The organism is Streptomyces sp. NPDC031379 (genome assembly GCF_055569615.1).
Genome location: NZ_JBVIIT010000033.1, coordinates 81,761 through 100,470, shown reverse-complemented (window position 1 = coordinate 100,470; position 18,710 = coordinate 81,761). Strand labels below are relative to the sequence as shown.

Sequence of the window (18,710 nt, the reverse complement as noted above, 5' to 3'; positions counted from 1 at the left end):
AAGTGCTGCAGGTCCTCAACGAGCAGCGTGTTCTGCAGGCCACCCTGCCCAGCCCTCTGCCGCCCTCGGCCTGCGGGCGTCTGCAAGGGGGCCGCCCGGCCGGGCCACCTCCCCAGCTGCCACCGGCCGCCGAGCAGATCGCCGAGCGGACGGTCAGCAGTGTCGGCGGCTTCATGGTCGCCGGACAACGCGTCCAGCTCGGTCGCGGCTATGCCCACCAGGTCGTCACCGCCCACCTCAGCGAGGACGTGATCCGGGTCTTCCACGGCCAGGAGCTGATCACCACCGTCCCCCGTGTCACCAGGAAGGAGGTGGTGGTCCGCAAGTCCGGCGAACACAACCGCCGGAAGATCGTCTAGGGCAGACGTCAAGCATCACCCGACGCCAACCCGTCAACCATCAACTGAGACTCGGCACCGCCCTAGGGAGCTTGCGCAGGCTCTCTGAGGGCGCGTCCGGCTAGGTTAAGAAATTCGGCCGATGGTGCGTTAAGTGCCGCCCTGCGGACCCGAAAGTCCTCCTGGAGTCCGTCTGTTGGATTCCCGGACTCCAGAGCGGCCTCCCAGAGAATCCAAGCTTCAGCGATGCGAGTCGCCAAGCGATGAATCTCCTGAGCTACGTTCCGTCCTTCATTTGGTCCCCAGACACCCAAGCGGAAGACATAGCGCATAAGCGTCCTATGAGATACGTCGAACTCCTCGTATCGTTCTGGGGCGGGCACCTCTCCCATGATGAGCTTTACCCAAGCCAAGCTCAGAGCGGCATCCATAGCCGTCAGTTGATCAACCGTCTCCATTAAGGTCAGCATGCGTTGCTCGCGGGCCCAATGGCGATGCTCGGCAAGTTCTTGGCCTGTCACCTGAGCGTAAGTAGCTTCGAGTGCCTTTGTTGCCCCTGTCCGAGCACCCCACATGGCAGCGACAGCGGCAGCCAAAGCGCCGACCAGACCCAAGCCTCCGGCGGCTAGGGCCGCCCACCCCTCGTTCATCGCATCGTCCTCATCGCGGCTGGTGCCGCCTAAAAGGAACTGTGCCTTGCGGACTGGCTCACCGCTGAAAGAGCTGTACAAGAGCCAAGATCAGTGCGGGGACAGCAAGCACCGATGCAAGCACGGTGCTTCTGGCTACCGTCGCGCTACTGGGACTCCATGACTGCCAACGGGTAAGGATCGTTGAGCGGATGATCTCAATTCTGATCTCGTCGTAGGTCAAAAGAAGGTCGGTCCAAGCCGCCAGTAACGTCGCGGCGCGAAAGGCGTTGAGCCATGACTCGTATGGGGGGTCGGCCCATATTGAAAAAAGAAAAGCAAGGTAAGCAACTTGCGCCAGGGCTCTCCATTTTGAGATGCCGCTCTTGTAGCGCCATCCTGCTTTCGTCATCTCACTCAGATGGCGTCGAATCTCTCGCGCGATCTTGTCGGCGATCCCACTGTCAGGGTGGCTGACAGACCAGAAGACCACGCCTTTGGTCGTGTACGGGAAAATCCCTAAGCGCATCTTCAAGCGACTGGGTTTTTCGCCGAAAGTCAGGTGGGCATGGGTTTGCTCGGTAGCGGCAGATTTGATGGTGACATGCAGGTTGTAGATGTTGTGGATGGATGGGTCGAGTTCGCTGACCAGGTCATCCAGGCTCGGGGCCTGCACGAAGTAGGTTCGGCCGAGCGCCGAGTATTCGACCTCCACCGTCTCCTCAAAGCGTGACGCGACCTCGTCAATCAGTTCTTTGATCTTGGCGCGGGTTGGCTTGACGCCGAAGTGGTCTCCGCCCCTCAACTCACGCCACATGGCGGCACTTTAGTCCGACCGGCGCTCGCCAGCACACTGCTTGCGTACATTCAGCGCGGTAGGGGGCTGGCTGTTCCGACTCCGAACCAGAAGGTTGGTCTTGACTCATGCCGCGCCGTGCGGTCGGCGAGTGTGGCGGAGGCGTGTCGCGTGTATCGCAGATGGTGCGCGAAGAGCGAGAGACAACGAGAGAGGGCGGGAGTCAGTGAGACTGACTCCCGCCCTCTTCTGTCGGCATCCGCCCTGGTCAGCGCTTGATCTCTGCTGATCCTCGGCGAGTGCCCCCGGCAGGATTCGAACCTGCGCACACGGCTCCGGAGGCCGTTGCTCTATCCCCTGAGCTACGGGGGCGTGTCGGCTGCGGTGCTGCTCGCTCGCGGCGACGGATAGAACACTAGCAGGTCCGGCGGGGTGATCAGGAACCCGTTTCCCCGGAGGGGCGACGGTGGGTCCCCTGTACGGGGTGGAAGTGGGGAAAACCCGGACGCGGTGGCCGGTCCGGACCTACTCTCGAGTTGTGTCAGGCGCGTCGGGCCGGGTGCTTGTTGTGGACGACAACAAGGTCATCCGGCAGCTGATCAGGGTCAACCTCGAGCTGGAAGGGCTCGAGGTCGTGACCGCGGCCGATGGTGCCGAGTGTCTGGATGTGGTGCATCAGGTGCGGCCCGATGTCGTGACGCTCGATGTGGTCATGCCCCGGCTGGACGGCTTGCGCACCGCCGCCCGGCTCCGCGCCGATCCCCGTACGCACCATCTCCCTCTCGCCATCGTCAGCGCGTGCACGCAGTACGAGGTCGAGACCGGCCTCGATGTCGGCGTGGACGCCTTCCTCGCCAAGCCCTTCGAACCTGCCGAACTCGTACGGCTCGTCAAGCACTTGATCGAGCGCCGGACCGGCCACGGGGGACAGCGTGGAGGGGAAGAGAGCCGGGGAGGGGACAGTGGCTCCGACCGGGGTGGGGACGGCGGCGGTGATGGAGAAGGGGACGATGACGGCGTCGCCGACGGGGTACCGGGTGGGATCTCCTTCGGTGGATAGGGCCTCGGCGTGGGGCCGGCGGGCGCCGGAACGGCCCTAGGCATCTTTCATTTTCAGGGAGGGCCGCGAGTCCCCAAGGGGACACCTCGCCGTCTTCGTCAGGGACACCTCCCCGTGGCCCTCGGCAGTGCGTTGCCGTTCCGTCGGTCTCGGGGCTCCTCGCCTCGTCGGCCTGGGGTTTTGCGCGCTCGGACGTCTAGGGCCGTAGCGGGCCCATCCCGGCAGCGGTCGCCGTCTGTCCGTAGGCTGAACCGCCTCGCCTACCCACCCCCCTCCTCCCCTACGCTTGTCCCGTGACCCCCGTCGAACTCTCCCGCACCGTGCTGCGCGCGGTGCGCAGTGCTGTCGACGACGGGGAGCTGAGTGTGACCGTGCCCGAGCGGGCCGTGGTGACCGAGCCGGGGCCCGGGGGATGCGGCGACTACGCCACCACCATCGCCCTCCAGCTCGCCCGGCCGGCCGGGCAGCCGCCGCGACGGGTCGCCGAGATCCTGCGGCCCCGTCTCGTCTGCGCCGACGGCATCCGGGACGTCGTCGTCACCGGGCCCGGCTTCCTCAACATCAGCCTCGGGGCGCAGACCGACCTCGTCGGCGATCTGGTCCGGGAGATCCAGGCCCGGGGTGCCGCGTACGGTCACGGTGACGCCCTTGCCGGGCAGGTCGTCGCGCTGCGGGTGCCGTACGAGGTGCGGGCCGAGGTCGTTGCGGATGCGGTCGTGCGGATCGTGGCCACGCAGGGCGGGCGGGCCACCGTCGAGCACGGCGAGCCTGTCAATCTGCGGCCCGTGCCGGCACCGGAGGACCCCGCCCCGCTCGGGCCCGACGCCGCCCAGTGGGCCCTCCTCCACCCCGCCCCCCACGACCGGCCCCGCATCACCGCCGATCACCTGGTACAGCGGGAGGCCAACCCCCTCTTCCGCGTCCGGTACGCCCACGCCCGCATCCGCTCCGTCAGCCGCAACGCCGCTCGCCTCGGCTTCAGCGCCGAGCCCGGCCCGGTCGGGGACGACATGCCCCACCCGCACAACGGTGCCCTCAGTGCCCTCGATGCCGAGACCCACGCCGACGCTGTCACCGGTGCCGTTGCCGTCGCCCTCGCAGGTGCTCCACACAGCGCCGTCCACATGACCACCGGCCCCGCTCACGAAAGCACCGGAGCCACCTCCGCGATCACCGGCACCCCGCAGGAAAGCACCGGCGGCACCCCCGCAGCCCCCGGCACCACCCCCGCCACCCCCCGCACCTCCTCGGCCGCCCCCGGCATCACCCCCGCACATCTCCGTCCCCTCCTGACCCCCCTCGCCGATCACCCCCGCATCCTCGCCGCGGCCGCCACCCACCGTGCCCCGGATCGGCTTGCGCGGCATCTCGTCACCGTTGCCGATGCCGTACTGCCCTTTCTGCCCTCCGTGCTTCCCCGTGGCGAGGAGAAACCCTCGGCCGCCCACCGCGCCCGGCTGGCCCTTGCCGAAGCCGTCGGGACGGTGCTGGCCGGTGGCCTCTCCCTGCTCGGTATCGACGCACCCGAACACCTCTGAGGGCCGGAGAAGACATGGGCCCCGGAGAGACACAGAGAGTCTGAGAGTCACGTCATGAGCCGTTCCGCGCACCCCGCCGGGCCCCGTCACGCCGACGTCCTCCCCGAGGGGCACTACTCCGCGCCGCCCACGGACCTCAACGCCCTCGACCGGAAGGTGTGGGCCCAGACGGTCACGCGCGACGCCGACGGCGTCGTCACCGTCGGCGGGATCGACGCCAAGCGGCTCGCCGAGGAGTTCGGCACGCCCGCCTACGTCATGGACGAGACCGACTTCCGGGCGCGGGCCCGTGCCTGGCGTACCGCCTTCGGGGCCGACGCCGACGTCTTCTACGCGGGCAAGGCCTTCCTCTCGCGTGCCGTCGTGCGGTGGCTGAACGAGGAGGGGCTGAACCTCGACGTCTGCTCCGGCGGCGAGCTGACCACCGCCCTCTCCGCCGGCATGCCCGCCGACCGCATCGCCTTCCACGGCAACAACAAGTCGACGGAGGAGATCGAGAGGGCCGTCACCGCCGGCGTCGGGCGGATCGTTCTCGACTCCTTCCAGGAGATCGTGCGCGTCGCGCACATCGCGCAGTCCCTCGGCAAGCGGCAGCGGGTCCAGATCCGGATCACCGTCGGCGTGGAGGCGCACACGCACGAGTTCATCGCCACCGCCCACGAGGACCAGAAGTTCGGCATTCCGCTGGCCGGCGGGCAGGCCGCCGAGGCCGTGCGGCGGGCCCTGCAGCTCGACGGGCTCGAGCTGATCGGGATCCACTCGCACATCGGGTCGCAGATCTTCGACATGTCCGGGTTCGAGGTCGCCGCCCACCGCGTGGTCGGGCTGCTCAGGGACATCCGCGACGAGCACGGCGTGGAGCTGCCTGAGATCGACCTCGGGGGCGGCCTCGGCATCGCCTACACCAGCGACGACGACCCCCGCGAGCCGCACGAGATCGCCAAGGCGCTCACCGAGATCGTCGGCCGCGAGTGCGAGGCCGCCCGGCTGCGCACGCCCCGGATCTCGGTCGAGCCCGGGCGGGCCATCGTGGGGCCCACGGCCTTCACCCTGTACGAGGTCGGCACCGTCAAGCCGCTCGACGGGCTGCGTACGTACGTCTCCGTCGACGGCGGCATGTCCGACAACATCCGGACCGCGCTGTACGACGCCGAGTACAGCGTGGCCCTGGCCTCCCGCACCTCCGACGCCGAGCCGATGCTCGCCCGCGTGGTCGGCAAGCACTGTGAGAGCGGCGACATCGTGGTGAAGGACGCGTTCCTGCCGGCCGACCTGGCACCCGGTGACCTCATCGCCGTACCGGCCACGGGTGCCTACTGCCGGTCCATGGCCAGCAACTACAACCATGTGCTCCGGCCGCCCGTCGTCGCCGTGAAGGACGGCGAGGCGCGGGTCATCGTCCGCCGGGAGACGGAGGAGGACCTCCTGCGTCTCGACGTCGGGTGACGCAAGGCCGGGCAGGCCGGGGCCGAAAAAGCCCGGGGTGGAAGATCTACGGTCTTCCACCCCTGCACAAATGAAATAGATGTCTCACGATCCGGACGAAGGGTAGAAACTCCCGTCCGGTGAGTGAGACTGGTCCAACCGTAGACGGTATGAGGAAACGAGGTCGGATGATGCGTACGCGTCCGCTGAAGGTGGCGCTGCTGGGCTGTGGAGTGGTCGGCTCAGAGGTGGCGCGCATCATGACGACGCACGCCGACGACCTCGCCGCCAGGATCGGCGCCCCGGTCGAGCTGGCCGGAGTCGCCGTACGGCGCCCGAGCAAGGTGCGCGAGGGCATCGACCCCGCCCTCGTCACCACCGACGCCACCGCCCTCGTCAAACGCGGCGACATCGACGTGGTCGTGGAGGTCATCGGCGGGATCGAGCCCGCGCGGTCCCTCATCACCACCGCCTTCGAGCACGGCGCCTCCGTCGTCTCCGCCAACAAGGCGCTGCTCGCCCAGGACGGGGCCGCCCTGCACGCCGCCGCCGGGGAGCACGGCAGGGACCTGTACTACGAGGCCGCCGTCGCCGGTGCCATCCCGCTGATCCGGCCGCTGCGCGAGTCCCTCGCCGGCGACAAGGTCAACCGGGTGCTGGGCATCGTCAACGGCACCACCAACTTCATCCTCGACAAGATGGACTCGACGGGTGCCGGGTATCAGGAGGCGCTCGACGAGGCCACCGCCCTCGGGTACGCGGAGGCCGACCCGACCGCCGACGTCGAGGGCTTCGACGCCGCCGCCAAGGCCGCGATCCTCGCCGGTATCGCCTTCCACACGCGCGTGCGCCTCGACGACGTCTACCGCGAGGGCATGACCGAGGTCACCGCCGCCGACTTCCGCTCGGCCAAGGAGATGGGCTGCACCATCAAGCTGCTCGCCATCTGCGAGCGCTCGAAGGACGGCGCGTCGGTCACCGCGCGCGTGCATCCCGCGATGATCCCGCTCAGCCACCCGCTCGCCTCCGTGCGCGGCGCGTACAACGCCGTCTTCGTGGAGAGCGATGCCGCCGGGCAGCTCATGTTCTACGGCCCCGGCGCCGGCGGTTCGCCCACCGCCTCCGCCGTCCTCGGCGACCTCGTCGCCGTGTGCCGCAACCGGCTGAGCGGCTCGACCGGTCCCGGCGAGTCGGCGTACGCCGACCTGACCGTCTCCCCGATGGGCGAGGTCGTCACCCGGTACCACATCAGCCTTGACGTGGCCGACAAACCGGGCGTGCTCGCCCAGGTCGCGACCGTGTTCGCCGAGCACGGGGTGTCGATCGACACCGTTCGGCAGCAGGGCAAGGACGGCGAGGCCTCTCTCGTCGTCGTCACCCACCGGGCCTCCGACGCCTCCCTCACCGGGACCGTCGAGGCGCTGCGCAAGCTCGACACCGTGCGGGGTGTCGCCAGCATCATGCGGGTTGAAGGAGAGTAACCAGCAATGACCCACCAGTGGCGCGGAATCATCGAGGAGTACCGGGACCGGCTGCCGGTCTCCGACACCACGCCGGTCGTGACGCTTCGCGAGGGCGGCACGCCCCTCGTGCCCGCGCAGGTGCTCTCCGAGCGCACGGGCTGTGAGGTCCACCTGAAGGTGGAGGGGGCCAACCCCACCGGGTCCTTCAAGGACCGCGGCATGACCATGGCCATCAGCAAGGCCAAGGAGGAGGGGGCGAAGGCCGTCATCTGCGCCTCCACCGGCAACACGTCCGCCAGCGCGGCCGCGTACGCCGTACGGGCCGGCATGGTCTCCGCGGTGCTCGTGCCGCAGGGCAAGATCGCCCTCGGCAAGATGGGCCAGGCCCTCGTCCACGGTGCCAAGATCCTCCAGGTCGACGGCAACTTCGACGACTGCTTGACGCTCGCTCGAGAACTGAGTGAGAACTACCCGGTGGCGCTGGTGAATTCGGTGAACCCGGTGCGGATCGAGGGTCAGAAGACGGCCGCCTTCGAGATCGTGGACATGCTCGGTGACGCGCCCGACATCCATGTGCTCCCGGTGGGCAACGCGGGCAACATCACCGCCTACTGGAAGGGCTACACGGAGTACGCCGCCGACGGCATCGCCGGCGGGACGCCCCGCATGTGGGGTTTCCAGGCCTCCGGCAGCGCCCCGATCGTGCGCGGCGAGGTCGTCAAGGACCCGTCCACCATCGCCACCGCGATCCGCATCGGCAACCCCGCCTCCTGGGGCTTCGCCCTCGCCGCGCGCGACGAGTCCGGCGGCCTCATCGACGAGGTGACGGACCGTGAGATCCTGCGGGCCTACCGGCTGTTGGCCGCCCAGGAGGGCGTCTTCGTGGAGCCCGCCTCCGCCGCCTCGGTGGCCGGTCTGCTCAAGGCCGCCGAGCAGGGCAAGGTCGACCCGGGGCAGCGCATCGTGTGCACCGTCACGGGCAACGGTCTGAAAGACCCCGACTGGGCCGTCGCCGGTGCCCCGCAGCCGGTCACCGTGCCCGTCGACGCGGCCACCGCGGCCGAGCGCCTCGGCCTCGCCTGAGCGCCCGGGTCCGGGCCTTCCCCGACGGGAAGGCCCGGCCTTTCCCCGGCAGGGGACCGGGGAGCTTCCCTGACGGGAGTCCCGGGGCCTTCCCCGGCAGGAGCCCCGGGTTTCCCCCGTTTCCCCTGACGGGGAGCACACGGGGCTTACGACACGCATCGTGCGCCTCCTGTGCGCCCTATGTCGTCACACAACCTTCCTTCGATAGGCTGTACTGAACCCGCCCACCGCATATGCCCTCGCGTGTGGCACGGCGCCGTGTCGTCTGCGCGGCCCGACGGGCCTTTCGTACGTCATCGGATGTCCACCGAACATCGGTCGAATGTCCATCGAGTCCCTCGAGGTCATGCGACCGTCACGCAGCTCAAGGAGAGTCAACGAGCGATGGCCGGTCCAGCGTTCCGCGCCGCCGCCGTCCGGGTGCGCGTCCCCGCCACCAGCGCCAACCTCGGTCCGGGCTTCGACGCCCTGGGCCTCGGGCTGGGGCTCTACGACGACGTGGTCGTCCGGGTGGCCGACTCCGGGCTGCACATCGACATCGCGGGCGAGGGCAGCGAGACCCTGCCCCGGGACGAACGCCACCTGCTCGTCCGTTCCCTGCGCACCGCCTTCGATCTGCTGGGCGGACAGCCCCGCGGCCTGGAGATCGTCTGCGCCAACCGCATTCCGCACGGCCGGGGTCTCGGCTCCTCCTCCGCCGCCATCTGTGCCGGAATCGTCGCCGCCCGCGCGGTGACCATAGGGGGCGAGGCCCGGCTCGACGACGCCGCGCTGCTGGAGCTGGCCACCGAGATCGAGGGCCACCCGGACAACGTGGCGGCCTGTCTGCTCGGCGGCTTCACCCTGTCCTGGATGGAGGCCGGCGCCGCCCGGGCGATCAGGATGGAGCCGCACAATTCCATCGTTCCGGTGGTTTTCGTGCCCGGAAAGCCGGTCCTGACCGAGACCGCGCGCGGCCTGCTCCCGCGCACCGTGCCGCACGTCGACGCCGCCGTGAACGCCGGCCGTGCCGCGCTGCTCGTCGAGGCCCTCACCCGGCGCCCCGAGCTGCTGCTGCCCGCCACCGAGGACCGTCTCCACCAGGAGTACCGCGCCCCGGCCATGCCGGAGAGCGCCGCGCTGGTGGAGCGGCTGCGGGCCGACGGCATCCCGGCCGTGATCTCGGGTGCCGGACCCACCGTCATGGCCCTCGCCGACGCCGAAAGCGCCGACAAGGTCTCTCACCTCGCCGGTGAGGGCTGGGCCGCCAACCGGCTGGACCTCGATGTACAGGGAGCGAGCGTGCTGCCGCTTGCGACCTGAGACACGGTTGCCGGATTTGGAGAGGGGGAATGTTTGTTGGATCCGGTAGTGTTAACCTCAAGTCTGCACCCGACCCCACCATGGCGAGGTGCCTCGTGTCCCCGTCCGGGACAGACATTCTTCCGGGAGCCTCCCGCGCCACTCCGTGTTCCTTGCGCCGTACCTGGGCAGTACGTCGTATGCGGGCACTGAGCGGGCCGCCGGGCACGCTTCGGAATCGGTGCTACCACGCCACGTGACACTGGGTGCCACGGCATCGCGGAAGCGCCATCACCAGCAAATCTCTTTCCGCCGCTTTGGCGGACCACCGCCCCGGCACGGTTCACAGAAGACAGGACCGTAGTCGGACAGCACAACCGGTCGCCGAGCCAGACAGGCCGACGTCCGCTCCAGGGAAGGACCCTTCGTGAGCGACACCACCGATCTGATGGGCGCACGTGTCGAGGAGACCGCTGCCGCGCCCGCCACGGACGCCTCCGCGCCTGCCACCGGTGCCGGCTCCCGGCGGCGCCGCGGTACCGGCCTCGAGGGCATGGTGCTGGCCGAGCTGCAGCAGGTCGCCTCGGGCCTCGGCATCAGGGGCACCGCGCGTATGCGCAAGAGCCAGCTGATCGAGGTCATCAAGGAGGCCCAGGCCGGCGGGGGCGCGGCCCCCAAGGCCGAGGCCGCCGCCGAGACCAAGCCCAAGCGCCGGGCCACCTCCAAGGCCCGTACGGGTGAGGACGCGGAGAAGAAGGCCGAGGCCAAGACCGAGGCCCCCGCCGAGAAGGCCGTGGCCCAGCAGCAGATCGAGATTCCCGGCCAGCCGGCCGGGGGCACCGCCCGCGCGGGCGAAGCCGAGCGTGGGGGGGACGAGGCCCCGACCGAGCGTCGTCGCCGCCGTGCCACCGCGGAGGCGGGCAGCCCCACCGCGAGCGGCGCCGAGACCGTCGTGGCCGAGGCGAAGAGCGAGGCCAAGGCCGAGACGCCGGCCCAGCAGCAGGGCGAGGCCAAGGGCGACGCCGGTGACGGCGAGGGCCGTGGCCGCCGCGACCGCCGTGAGCGCGGCCGTGACCGTGACCGCCGTAACAAGGGCGACGACCAGCAGGGCCAGGGCGGCGGTCGTCAGGACCGGCAGCAGCAGGGCCAGCAGCAGGGCGGCGGCCGTCAGGACCGGCAGCAGCGGGTCGAGGAGGACGACGACTTCGAGGGCGGCCGCCGGGGCCGTCGCGGCCGCTACCGCGACCGCCGTGGCCGTCGTGGCCGCGACGAGATCGCCGAGCCGCAGCTCGCCGAGGACGACGTCCTGATCCCCGTCGCGGGCATCCTGGACATCCTCGACAACTACGCCTTCATCCGGACCTCCGGCTACCTGCCGGGCCCGAACGACGTGTACGTCTCGCTCGCCCAGGTCCGCAAGAACGGCCTGCGCAAGGGTGACCACGTCACCGGTGCGGTCCGTCAGCCCAAGGAGGGCGAGCGCCGCGAGAAGTTCAACGCGCTGGTCCGCCTCGACTCCGTCAACGGCATGGCGCCCGAACACGGCCGCGGCCGCCCGGAGTTCAACAAGCTGACCCCGCTCTACCCGCAGGACCGCCTGCGCCTGGAGACGGACCCGGGTGTGCTCACCACCCGCATCATCGACCTGGTCTCGCCGATCGGTAAGGGCCAGCGCGGTCTGATCGTGGCCCCGCCGAAGACCGGTAAGACCATGATCATGCAGGCGATCGCCAACGCGATCACGCACAACAACCCCGAGTGCCACCTGATGGTCGTCCTCGTCGACGAGCGTCCGGAAGAGGTCACCGACATGCAGCGGTCGGTCAAGGGCGAGGTCATCTCCTCGACCTTCGACCGCCCGGCCGAGGACCACACCACGGTCGCCGAGCTGGCCATCGAGCGCGCCAAGCGTCTGGTGGAGCTGGGCCACGACGTCGTCGTGCTGCTCGACTCGATCACGCGTCTGGGCCGTGCCTACAACCTGGCCGCGCCGGCCTCCGGCCGCATCCTGTCCGGTGGTGTCGACTCCACGGCCCTGTACCCGCCGAAGCGCTTCTTCGGTGCGGCCCGCAACATCGAGGACGGCGGCTCGCTGACCATCCTCGCCACCGCCCTGGTGGACACCGGGTCCCGCATGGACGAGGTGATCTTCGAGGAGTTCAAGGGCACCGGCAACATGGAGCTGAAGCTCGACCGGAAGCTCGCCGACAAGCGCATCTTCCCGGCGGTGGACGTGGACGCGTCCGGTACCCGTAAGGAAGAGATCCTGCTCGGCAACGAGGAGCTGGCCGTCGTCTGGAAGCTCCGCCGTGTCCTGCACGCGCTGGACCAGCAGCAGGCGATCGAGCTGCTGCTGGACAAGATGAAGCAGACCAAGTCGAACGTCGAGTTCCTGATGCAGATCCAGAAGACGACGCCGACTCCGGGCAACGGGGACTGAGTGTTCCCCGCCGAGACCTTCGCCACAGGGGTCTCGATCGGCACCGCCTCCGGGCGGTCCGTCCTGGTCGGCTGAACGCGCAGGTGAGCGGGGTGTGGCCCGCCTCCGTCGTGACGCAGAGTGCCCACCGCTGTACGCGGTGGGCACTCTGCGTTGTGCAACTCTTTCCCGAGTTTCTCCGTCTGACAGAGCGGAGCGACGATGGAGCGGTGACGACCGCGCCCGACCCCGAACGCAGGGGGTAATCGACCGACGAGACCTGGGAGCGATGTGTCCGCCGAGAGCACGCCGGAGTCCGGCATACCGGAGCCGGCCCAGACCGGCCCCGGCCGCCACGGCAGGGGCCGCCGCCGCAAGCCCCGCAGCGGGAGCCGCAAGGCCCTCCTCGTCACGGCGTGGACGGTCGCGGGCGTGGTCGTGCTGGGCGGCACCGGAGCCGGGTACCTGTACTTCAAGCTCAACGGCAACCTCCGGAGCGTCGACATCAACCAGGCCCTCGGCAACGACCGGCCTTCGAAGATCGACAACGGCTCCGAGAACATCCTGGTCCTCGGCTCGGACACGCGTTCCGGCAAGAACAAGAAGCTCGGCGGCGGCACCGACGACGGCAGCGCCCGCTCCGACACGGCGATGATCGTCCACGTCTACGAGGGCCACAAGAAGGCCAGCGTGGTCTCGATCCCGCGGGACACCCTCGTCGACCGTCCCCGGTGCACCGACACCAAGGGCACCGCGCACCCCGCCGTGTCCGGCGTGATGTTCAACGAGGCGTACTCCACCGGCGGCGCCGCCTGCGCCGTGAAGACCGTCGAGTCGATCTCCGGCATCCGTATGGACCACTATCTGGAGGTCGACTTCGAGGGCTTCCAGAAGCTCATCGACGACCTCGGCGGAGTCCAGGTCACCACGACCAGGAAGATCGACGACCCGCAGAGCCATCTGGACCTCAAGGCCGGCACCCACACGCTGAACGGAGAGCAGGCCCTCGGCCTGGTCCGTACCCGGCACGGTGTGGGCGACGGCTCCGACCTGGGCCGCATCCAGCTCCAGCAGGCGTTCATCAAGGCCCTGATCGACCAGGTCAAGCACGTCGGTGTCTTCTCGAACCCCAAGAGGCTGTACGACCTCGCCGACACCGCCACCAAGGCCGTCACCACCGACTCCGACATCGGCTCGGTCAACTCCCTCATCGACTTCGCGGACGGCCTCAAGGGCATCAGCTCGTCCCACATGAAGATGGTCACGATGCCCGTCCGGTACGACCCGGCCAACCCCAACCGCGTCCTGCTGGCGAAGACGAAGGCCCAGCTGGTCTGGGACGCCCTGAAGAACGACAGGGCCATCCCGAAGTCGGCCACCGAGGGCACGGCGACAGGCGAGGCCAAGGGTGTGGTGAGCTGACGGGCGCGGGGCACAGCGCGCTTCCGCCCGCCCGCAGGAATAGAACAACCGCACCCCCGGTTTGGGTGGATGGCACCAGTCCTGGCAGACTGGTACGTCGGCTCCGGTTCACGCTCCCGCATCCCGCGGCGGCGACCCGGCGCCCTCCCGAAACCTAGGAGAAACCTTGAAGCGCGACATCCACCCCGAGTACGTCGAGACGCAGGTCAGCTGCACCTGTGGCGCGTCGTTCACCACCCGTAGCACCATCGAGTCCGGCACCATCCGGGCCGAGGTCTGCTCCGAGTGCCACCCGTTCTACACGGGCAAGCAGAAGATCCTCGACACCGGTGGCCGTGTGGCCCGCTTCGAGGCCCGCTTCGGCAAGGCCGCCGGCTCCAAGAAGTAGCGAGCCCCATTTCGCCGGTCCACGGTCACGCCCCAGCCGGGGTGTGCCCGGGACCGGCGTTTTTGGTCGCCCGCCCCTTCCCTTCATCGCAGTACAGGAGCCAAAGATGTTCGAGGCCGTCGAGGAACTCGTCGCCGAGCACGCCGACCTGGAGACGAAGCTCGCCGACCCGTCGGTCCACGCCGACCAGGCGAACGCGCGCAAGCTGAACAAGCGCTACGCCGAGCTGACCCCGATCGTCGCCACGTACCGCTCCTGGAAGCAGACCGGCGACGACATCGAGACCGCGCGCGAGCTGGCCGCCGACGACCCCGACTTCGCCGCCGAGGTCAAGGACCTGGAGAAGCAGCGCGAGGAGCTGACCGAGAGGCTGCGCCTGCTGCTCGTCCCGCGCGACCCGAGTGACGACAAGGACGTCATTCTGGAGATCAAGGCGGGTGCCGGCGGCGACGAGTCCGCCCTGTTCGCCGGTGATCTGCTGCGCATGTACCTGCGCTACGCCGAGCGCGTCGGCTGGAAGACCGAGATCATCGACGCCACCGAGTCCGAGCTGGGCGGCTACAAGGACGTCCAGGTCGCGGTGAAGACCAAGGGCGGCCAGGGCGCCACCGAGCCCGGCCAGGGCGTGTGGGCCCGGCTGAAGTACGAGGGCGGTGTGCACCGCGTGCAGCGTGTGCCGGCCACCGAGTCCCAGGGCCGTATCCACACCTCCGCCGCCGGTGTCCTCGTCACGCCGGAGGCCGAGGAGGTGGACGTGGAGATCAACGCGAACGACCTGCGGATCGACGTCTACCGGTCCTCCGGCCCGGGCGGCCAGTCCGTGAACACCACCGACTCCGCCGTGCGCATCACGCACATTCCGACCGGAGTCGTCGCCTCCTGCCAGAACGAGAAGAGCCAGCTGCAGAACAAGGAGCAGGCGATGCGTATCCTGCGCTCCAGGCTGCTCGCAGCGGCGCAGGAGGAGGCGGAGCGGGAGGCCGCCGACGCCCGCCGCAGCCAGGTCCGCACCGTCGACCGCTCCGAGAAGATCCGTACCTACAACTTCCCGGAGAACCGCATCTCGGACCACCGCGTCGGCTTCAAGGCCTACAACCTGGACCAGGTCCTGGACGGCGAACTCGACGCGGTGATCCAGGCCTGCGTCGACGCCGACTCGGCGGCGAAGCTGGCGGCCGCCTAAGAGGCGTACGCACGCACGAGTACGACACGGAGGACTTGCGTGAACCTGCTGCTCGCGGAGGTGGCCCAGGCCACCCAGCGGCTGGCCGACGCCGGCGTGCCCTCGCCGCGCAACGACGCGGAGGAGCTGGCCGCGTTCGTGCACGGCGTGAAGCGCGGCGAACTGCACTCCGTGAAGGATTCGGACTTCGACGCCCGGTACTGGGAGGTCATCGCCCGGCGTGAGCAGCGCGAGCCGCTGCAGCACATCACCGGCCGGGCCTACTTCCGGTACCTGGAGCTGCAGGTCGGGCCAGGTGTGTTCGTGCCCCGGCCGGAGACCGAGTCCGTGGTCGGCTGGGCCATAGACGCCGTACGCGCCATGGACGTGGTCGAGCCGTGCATCGTCGACCTGTGCACCGGTTCCGGCGCCATCGCTCTCGCCCTCGCCCAGGAGGTCCCGCGCTCCCGCGTGCACGCCGTGGAGCTGTCCGAGGACGCGCTGGTGTGGACCCGCAAGAACGTGGCGGGGTCCAGGGTCGACCTGCGCCAGGGCGACGCGCTGACCGCTTTCCCCGACCTAGACGGCCAGGTCGACCTGGTCATCTCCAACCCGCCGTACATCCCGCTCACCGAGTGGGAGTACGTAGCCCCCGAGGCCCGTGACTACGACCCGGAGCTGGCGTTGTTCTCCGGCGAGGACGGCCTCGACCTGATCCGCGGCATCGAGCGCACCGCGCACCGGCTGCTGCGCCCGGGCGGTGTCGTCGTCATCGAGCACGCCGACACCCAGGGCGGACAGGTGCCGTGGATCTTCACCGAGGAGCGGGGCTGGGCCGACGCGGCCGACCACCCGGACCTCAACAACCGCCCCCGGTTCGCCACCGCCCGCAAGGCGCTGCCGTGAGCACACACCAGTCTTTCCCCCCGCAGTACGTGTACGAGGAGGCCCGCTAAAGATGGCACGGCGATACGACACCAACGACGCGACCGACCGAGTGACGGGTCTGCGCGAGGCCGCGTCCGCCGTCCGCCGGGGCGAGCTGGTGGTGCTGCCGACCGACACGGTGTACGGCATCGGCGCCGACGCGTTCTCCTCGGAGGCCGTCGCCGACCTGCTCGCCGCCAAGGGCCGGGGCCGCAACATGCCCACCCCCGTCCTCATCGGCTCCCCGAACACGCTGCACGGCCTCGTCACGGACTTCTCGGAGCTGGCCTGGGAGCTGGTCGACGCGTTCTGGCCGGGCGCGCTGACGCTGGTCGCCAAGCACCAGCCGTCGCTGCAGTGGGACCTCGGCGACACCCGGGGCACGGTTGCCGTGCGCATGCCGCTGCACCCGGTCGCCATCGAGCTGCTCAACGAGGTCGGCCCCATGGCCGTCTCCTCGGCGAACCTCACCGGCCACCCGGCGCCGGAGGACTGCGACGCGGCCCAGGAGATGCTCGGCGACTCCGTCTCCGTCTACCTGGACGGCGGTCCCACCCCCGGCAACGTGCCGTCGTCGATCGTGGACGTCTCCCGCGAGGTGCCGCTGCTGCTGCGCGAGGGCGCCATCTCCCCGGACGAGCTGCGCAAGGTCGTACCCGACCTCGAGGTGGCGAATTGACGGCCCCTGAAGCGGGGCGTGGCATAGGCATCGGGGCTCGTGTCGCGGAGGAGACGACGACCTTCGGCTTTCCGCGCGACACCTTCCGCATCCTCCACGTCAGCACCGGCAACGTGTGCCGCTCACCCATCACCGAGCGCCTGACCCGCCATTTCGTGGCGGAGCGGCTCGGCGTGCTCGGCGGCGGGCTGATCGTGGAGAGCGCGGGCACCTGGGGCCACGAGGGTGCGCCCATGGAGACCAACGCGGAGACCGTGCTGGCCGAGTTCGGCGCGGACACCACCGGGTTCACCGGCCGTGAGCTGCTCGACGAGCACGTCATCATGGCCGACCTCGTCCTGACCGCCACCCGCGACCACCGTGCCCAGGTCATCTCCATGGGCCACTCGGCGGGCCTGCGCACCTTCACCCTGAAGGAGTTCACCCGCCTGGTCCGGGCGATAGACCCCGCGACGCTGCCGCCCCTGGAGGACGGCGTGGTCATGCGGGCCCGTGCGCTGGTCCGTGCCGCGGCCGCGCTGCGCGGCTGGCTGCTGGCCCCGACCGCCGAGGCGGACGAGGTGTACGACCCCTACGGCGCCCCGCTGACGTTCTTCCGGTCGATCGGGGACGAGATAGGGGAAGCGCTGGATCCGGTCGTCACTGCGCTGACAGGCGTAGCCGCACGGACATGAGCGGACATCGAAGGGCGTAACGATCGCGCGCCCGCCGCATCCCGGGCCTACATTGGGCATACGTCACCGTCGACCGCCCGGAGCCCGTCATGTCGGTCACCACCGTCCACGAGACCGATGTCCTGCGGCGACAGGATCCGGAGCTGGCCGAGATCCTGCTCGGGGAGCTGCAGCGGCAGTCGACGACGCTCCAGCTCATCGCCGCCGAGAACTTCACCTCGCCCGCCGTCCTCGCGGCCCTCGGCTCGCCGCTCGCCAACAAGTACGCCGAGGGCTACCCCGGAGCCCGGCACCACGGCGGCTGCGAACTCGTGGACGTCGCCGAGCGGCTCGCCGTCGAGCGCGCCAAGGCCCTGTTCGGCGCCGAGCACGCCAACGTCCAGTCCCACTCGGGCTCTTCGGCCGTCCTGGCCGCCTACGCGGCCCTGCTGCGCCCCGGCGACACCGTCCTCGCCCTCGGCCTGCCCTACGGCGGCCACCTCACCCACGGCTCGCCGGCGAACTTCTCCGGCCGCTGGTTCGACTTCGTCGGCTACGGCGTCGACGCCGAGACCGGGCTCGTCGACCACGACCAGGTGCGCCACCTGGCCCGCAACCACCGGCCCAAGGCCATCGTCTGCGGCTCCATCGCCTACCCCCGCCACTTCGACCACGCCTTCTTCCGCGAGGTCGCCGACGAGGTCGGGGCCTATCTGATCGCGGACGCGGCCCATCCGATCGGCCTGGTCGCCGGGGGAGCGGCGCCGAACCCGGTGCCGTACGCGGACATCGTGTGTGCCACCACACACAAGGTGCTGCGCGGCCCGCGCGGCGGGATGATCCTGTGCGGCGCCGAGCTGGCCGAGCGCGTCGACCGGGCCGTCTTCCCCTTCACACAGGGCGGCGCACAGATGCACACCATCGCCGCCAAGGCCGTCGCGTTCGGCGAGGCGGCCACACCGGCCTTCACGGCGTACGCCCATCAGGTGGTCGCCAACGCGCGGGTGCTCGCCGGTCACCTGGCCGCCGAGGGGCTCGCCGTCACCACCGGTGGCACCGACACCCACCTGATCACCGCCGACCCGGCCCCGCTCGGCGTGGACGGCCGCACCGCGCGCGGCCGGCTCCTCGCGGCCGGCCTGGTGCTGGACTGCTGCGCGCTGCCGCACGGCGACGGCCGCGGCCTGCGCCTGGGCACGGCCGCCGTGACCACCCAGGGCATGGGGGAGCCGGAGATGGTGCGGATCGCCGCCCTGCTCGGCTCCGTGCTGCGCGGGGAGACAGACCCGGCCGGGGCACGGGAGGAGGTGCGCGAGCTGACCGGCCGATTCCCGCCGTATCCCGGCTGAGCGGGGGTAGGCGCACCTGCGTACATATCGGTGTGCCCGGTCCCCCGGACCGGGTGTCCACAGCCACACGTGCAACCATCGTCGCTACCCGGAAGTCC

At 69.9% G+C, this 18,710-nt stretch carries 15 protein-coding genes, 1 tRNA gene and 1 pseudogene; 15 read left to right on the top strand and 2 right to left on the bottom strand.

Translation table 11 applies throughout. The features are described from left to right. Window positions 1-359, top strand: a pseudogene (locus ACZ5CW_RS36445) (IS481 family transposase); the annotation flags it as partial. Window positions 360-1,046: 687 nt separating this feature from the next. On the opposite strand, the gene ACZ5CW_RS36440 reads toward ACZ5CW_RS36445, so the two are convergent. Together ACZ5CW_RS36440 and ACZ5CW_RS36435 are read right to left on the bottom strand one after the other, a co-directional pair. Next, window positions 1,047-1,784 (bottom strand): hypothetical protein, encoded by a 738-nt coding sequence (locus ACZ5CW_RS36440; RefSeq protein WP_468609226.1) that lies wholly within the window; start codon window positions 1,782-1,784, stop codon window positions 1,047-1,049. Window positions 1,785-2,063: 279 nt separating this feature from the next. Next, window positions 2,064-2,135 (bottom strand) — tRNA-Arg (locus tag ACZ5CW_RS36435). Between the two features lie 118 nt (window positions 2,136-2,253). Here ACZ5CW_RS36435 and ACZ5CW_RS36430 point away from each other — a divergent pair. From ACZ5CW_RS36430 to ACZ5CW_RS36365, 14 genes are all read left to right on the top strand, one after another. Next, on the top strand, window positions 2,254-2,823 hold the full coding sequence (locus ACZ5CW_RS36430) for a response regulator (protein WP_468609230.1): 570 nt from the start codon (window positions 2,254-2,256) through the stop codon (window positions 2,821-2,823). Window positions 2,824-3,116: 293 nt separating this feature from the next. Further along, the gene (nrtL, locus tag ACZ5CW_RS36425) at window positions 3,117-4,361 is read left to right on the top strand and encodes an ArgS-related anticodon-binding protein NrtL (protein ID WP_468609224.1); all 1,245 of its coding nucleotides are present in this window, start codon (window positions 3,117-3,119) and stop codon (window positions 4,359-4,361) included. A 54-nt stretch (window positions 4,362-4,415) separates the two neighbouring features. Next, the gene (gene lysA / locus ACZ5CW_RS36420) at window positions 4,416-5,807 is read left to right on the top strand and encodes a diaminopimelate decarboxylase (protein WP_468609222.1); all 1,392 of its coding nucleotides are present in this window, start codon (window positions 4,416-4,418) and stop codon (window positions 5,805-5,807) included. A gap of 167 nt (window positions 5,808-5,974) precedes the next feature. After that, window positions 5,975-7,267 carry a homoserine dehydrogenase gene (locus ACZ5CW_RS36415; RefSeq protein ID WP_468609220.1) on the top strand — a complete coding sequence of 431 codons (1,293 nt, stop codon included), beginning with the start codon at window positions 5,975-5,977 and terminating at the stop codon, window positions 7,265-7,267. Window positions 7,268-7,273: 6 nt separating this feature from the next. Further along, window positions 7,274-8,332, top strand: a complete 1,059-nt coding sequence (gene thrC, locus ACZ5CW_RS36410; RefSeq protein ID WP_468609218.1) for a threonine synthase — start codon at window positions 7,274-7,276, stop codon at window positions 8,330-8,332. Window positions 8,333-8,716: 384 nt separating this feature from the next. Continuing rightward, on the top strand, window positions 8,717-9,634 hold the full coding sequence (gene thrB / locus ACZ5CW_RS36405) for a homoserine kinase (RefSeq protein ID WP_468609216.1): 918 nt from the start codon (window positions 8,717-8,719) through the stop codon (window positions 9,632-9,634). A 406-nt stretch (window positions 9,635-10,040) separates the two neighbouring features. After that, on the top strand, window positions 10,041-12,053 hold the full coding sequence (rho, locus tag ACZ5CW_RS36400) for a transcription termination factor Rho (protein WP_468609214.1): 2,013 nt from the start codon (window positions 10,041-10,043) through the stop codon (window positions 12,051-12,053). Window positions 12,054-12,323: 270 nt separating this feature from the next. Then, window positions 12,324-13,454: an LCP family protein gene (locus ACZ5CW_RS36395; RefSeq protein WP_468609212.1), complete on the top strand. Its 1,131-nt coding sequence runs from the start codon at window positions 12,324-12,326 to the stop codon at window positions 13,452-13,454. A 166-nt stretch (window positions 13,455-13,620) separates the two neighbouring features. Next, window positions 13,621-13,842: a 50S ribosomal protein L31 gene (gene rpmE / locus ACZ5CW_RS36390; protein WP_015657814.1), complete on the top strand. Its 222-nt coding sequence runs from the start codon at window positions 13,621-13,623 to the stop codon at window positions 13,840-13,842. A gap of 106 nt (window positions 13,843-13,948) precedes the next feature. Further along, window positions 13,949-15,025: a peptide chain release factor 1 gene (gene prfA / locus ACZ5CW_RS36385; protein ID WP_468609210.1), complete on the top strand. Its 1,077-nt coding sequence runs from the start codon at window positions 13,949-13,951 to the stop codon at window positions 15,023-15,025. 39 nt (window positions 15,026-15,064) lie between these two features. Further along, entirely contained in the window at window positions 15,065-15,910 is an 846-nt protein-coding gene (gene prmC, locus ACZ5CW_RS36380; protein ID WP_468609208.1) for a peptide chain release factor N(5)-glutamine methyltransferase, read from the top strand. Between the two features lie 52 nt (window positions 15,911-15,962). After that, on the top strand, window positions 15,963-16,610 hold the full coding sequence (locus ACZ5CW_RS36375) for an L-threonylcarbamoyladenylate synthase (RefSeq protein ID WP_468609206.1): 648 nt from the start codon (window positions 15,963-15,965) through the stop codon (window positions 16,608-16,610). Then, on the top strand, window positions 16,607-17,284 hold the full coding sequence (locus tag ACZ5CW_RS36370) for an arsenate reductase/protein-tyrosine-phosphatase family protein (protein WP_468609204.1): 678 nt from the start codon (window positions 16,607-16,609) through the stop codon (window positions 17,282-17,284). Before ACZ5CW_RS36375 ends, ACZ5CW_RS36370 begins: the two co-directional genes overlap by 4 nt. A gap of 89 nt (window positions 17,285-17,373) precedes the next feature. After that, the gene (locus tag ACZ5CW_RS36365) at window positions 17,374-18,612 is read left to right on the top strand and encodes a serine hydroxymethyltransferase (protein ID WP_468609202.1); all 1,239 of its coding nucleotides are present in this window, start codon (window positions 17,374-17,376) and stop codon (window positions 18,610-18,612) included. Window positions 18,613-18,710 lie beyond the last annotated feature (98 nt).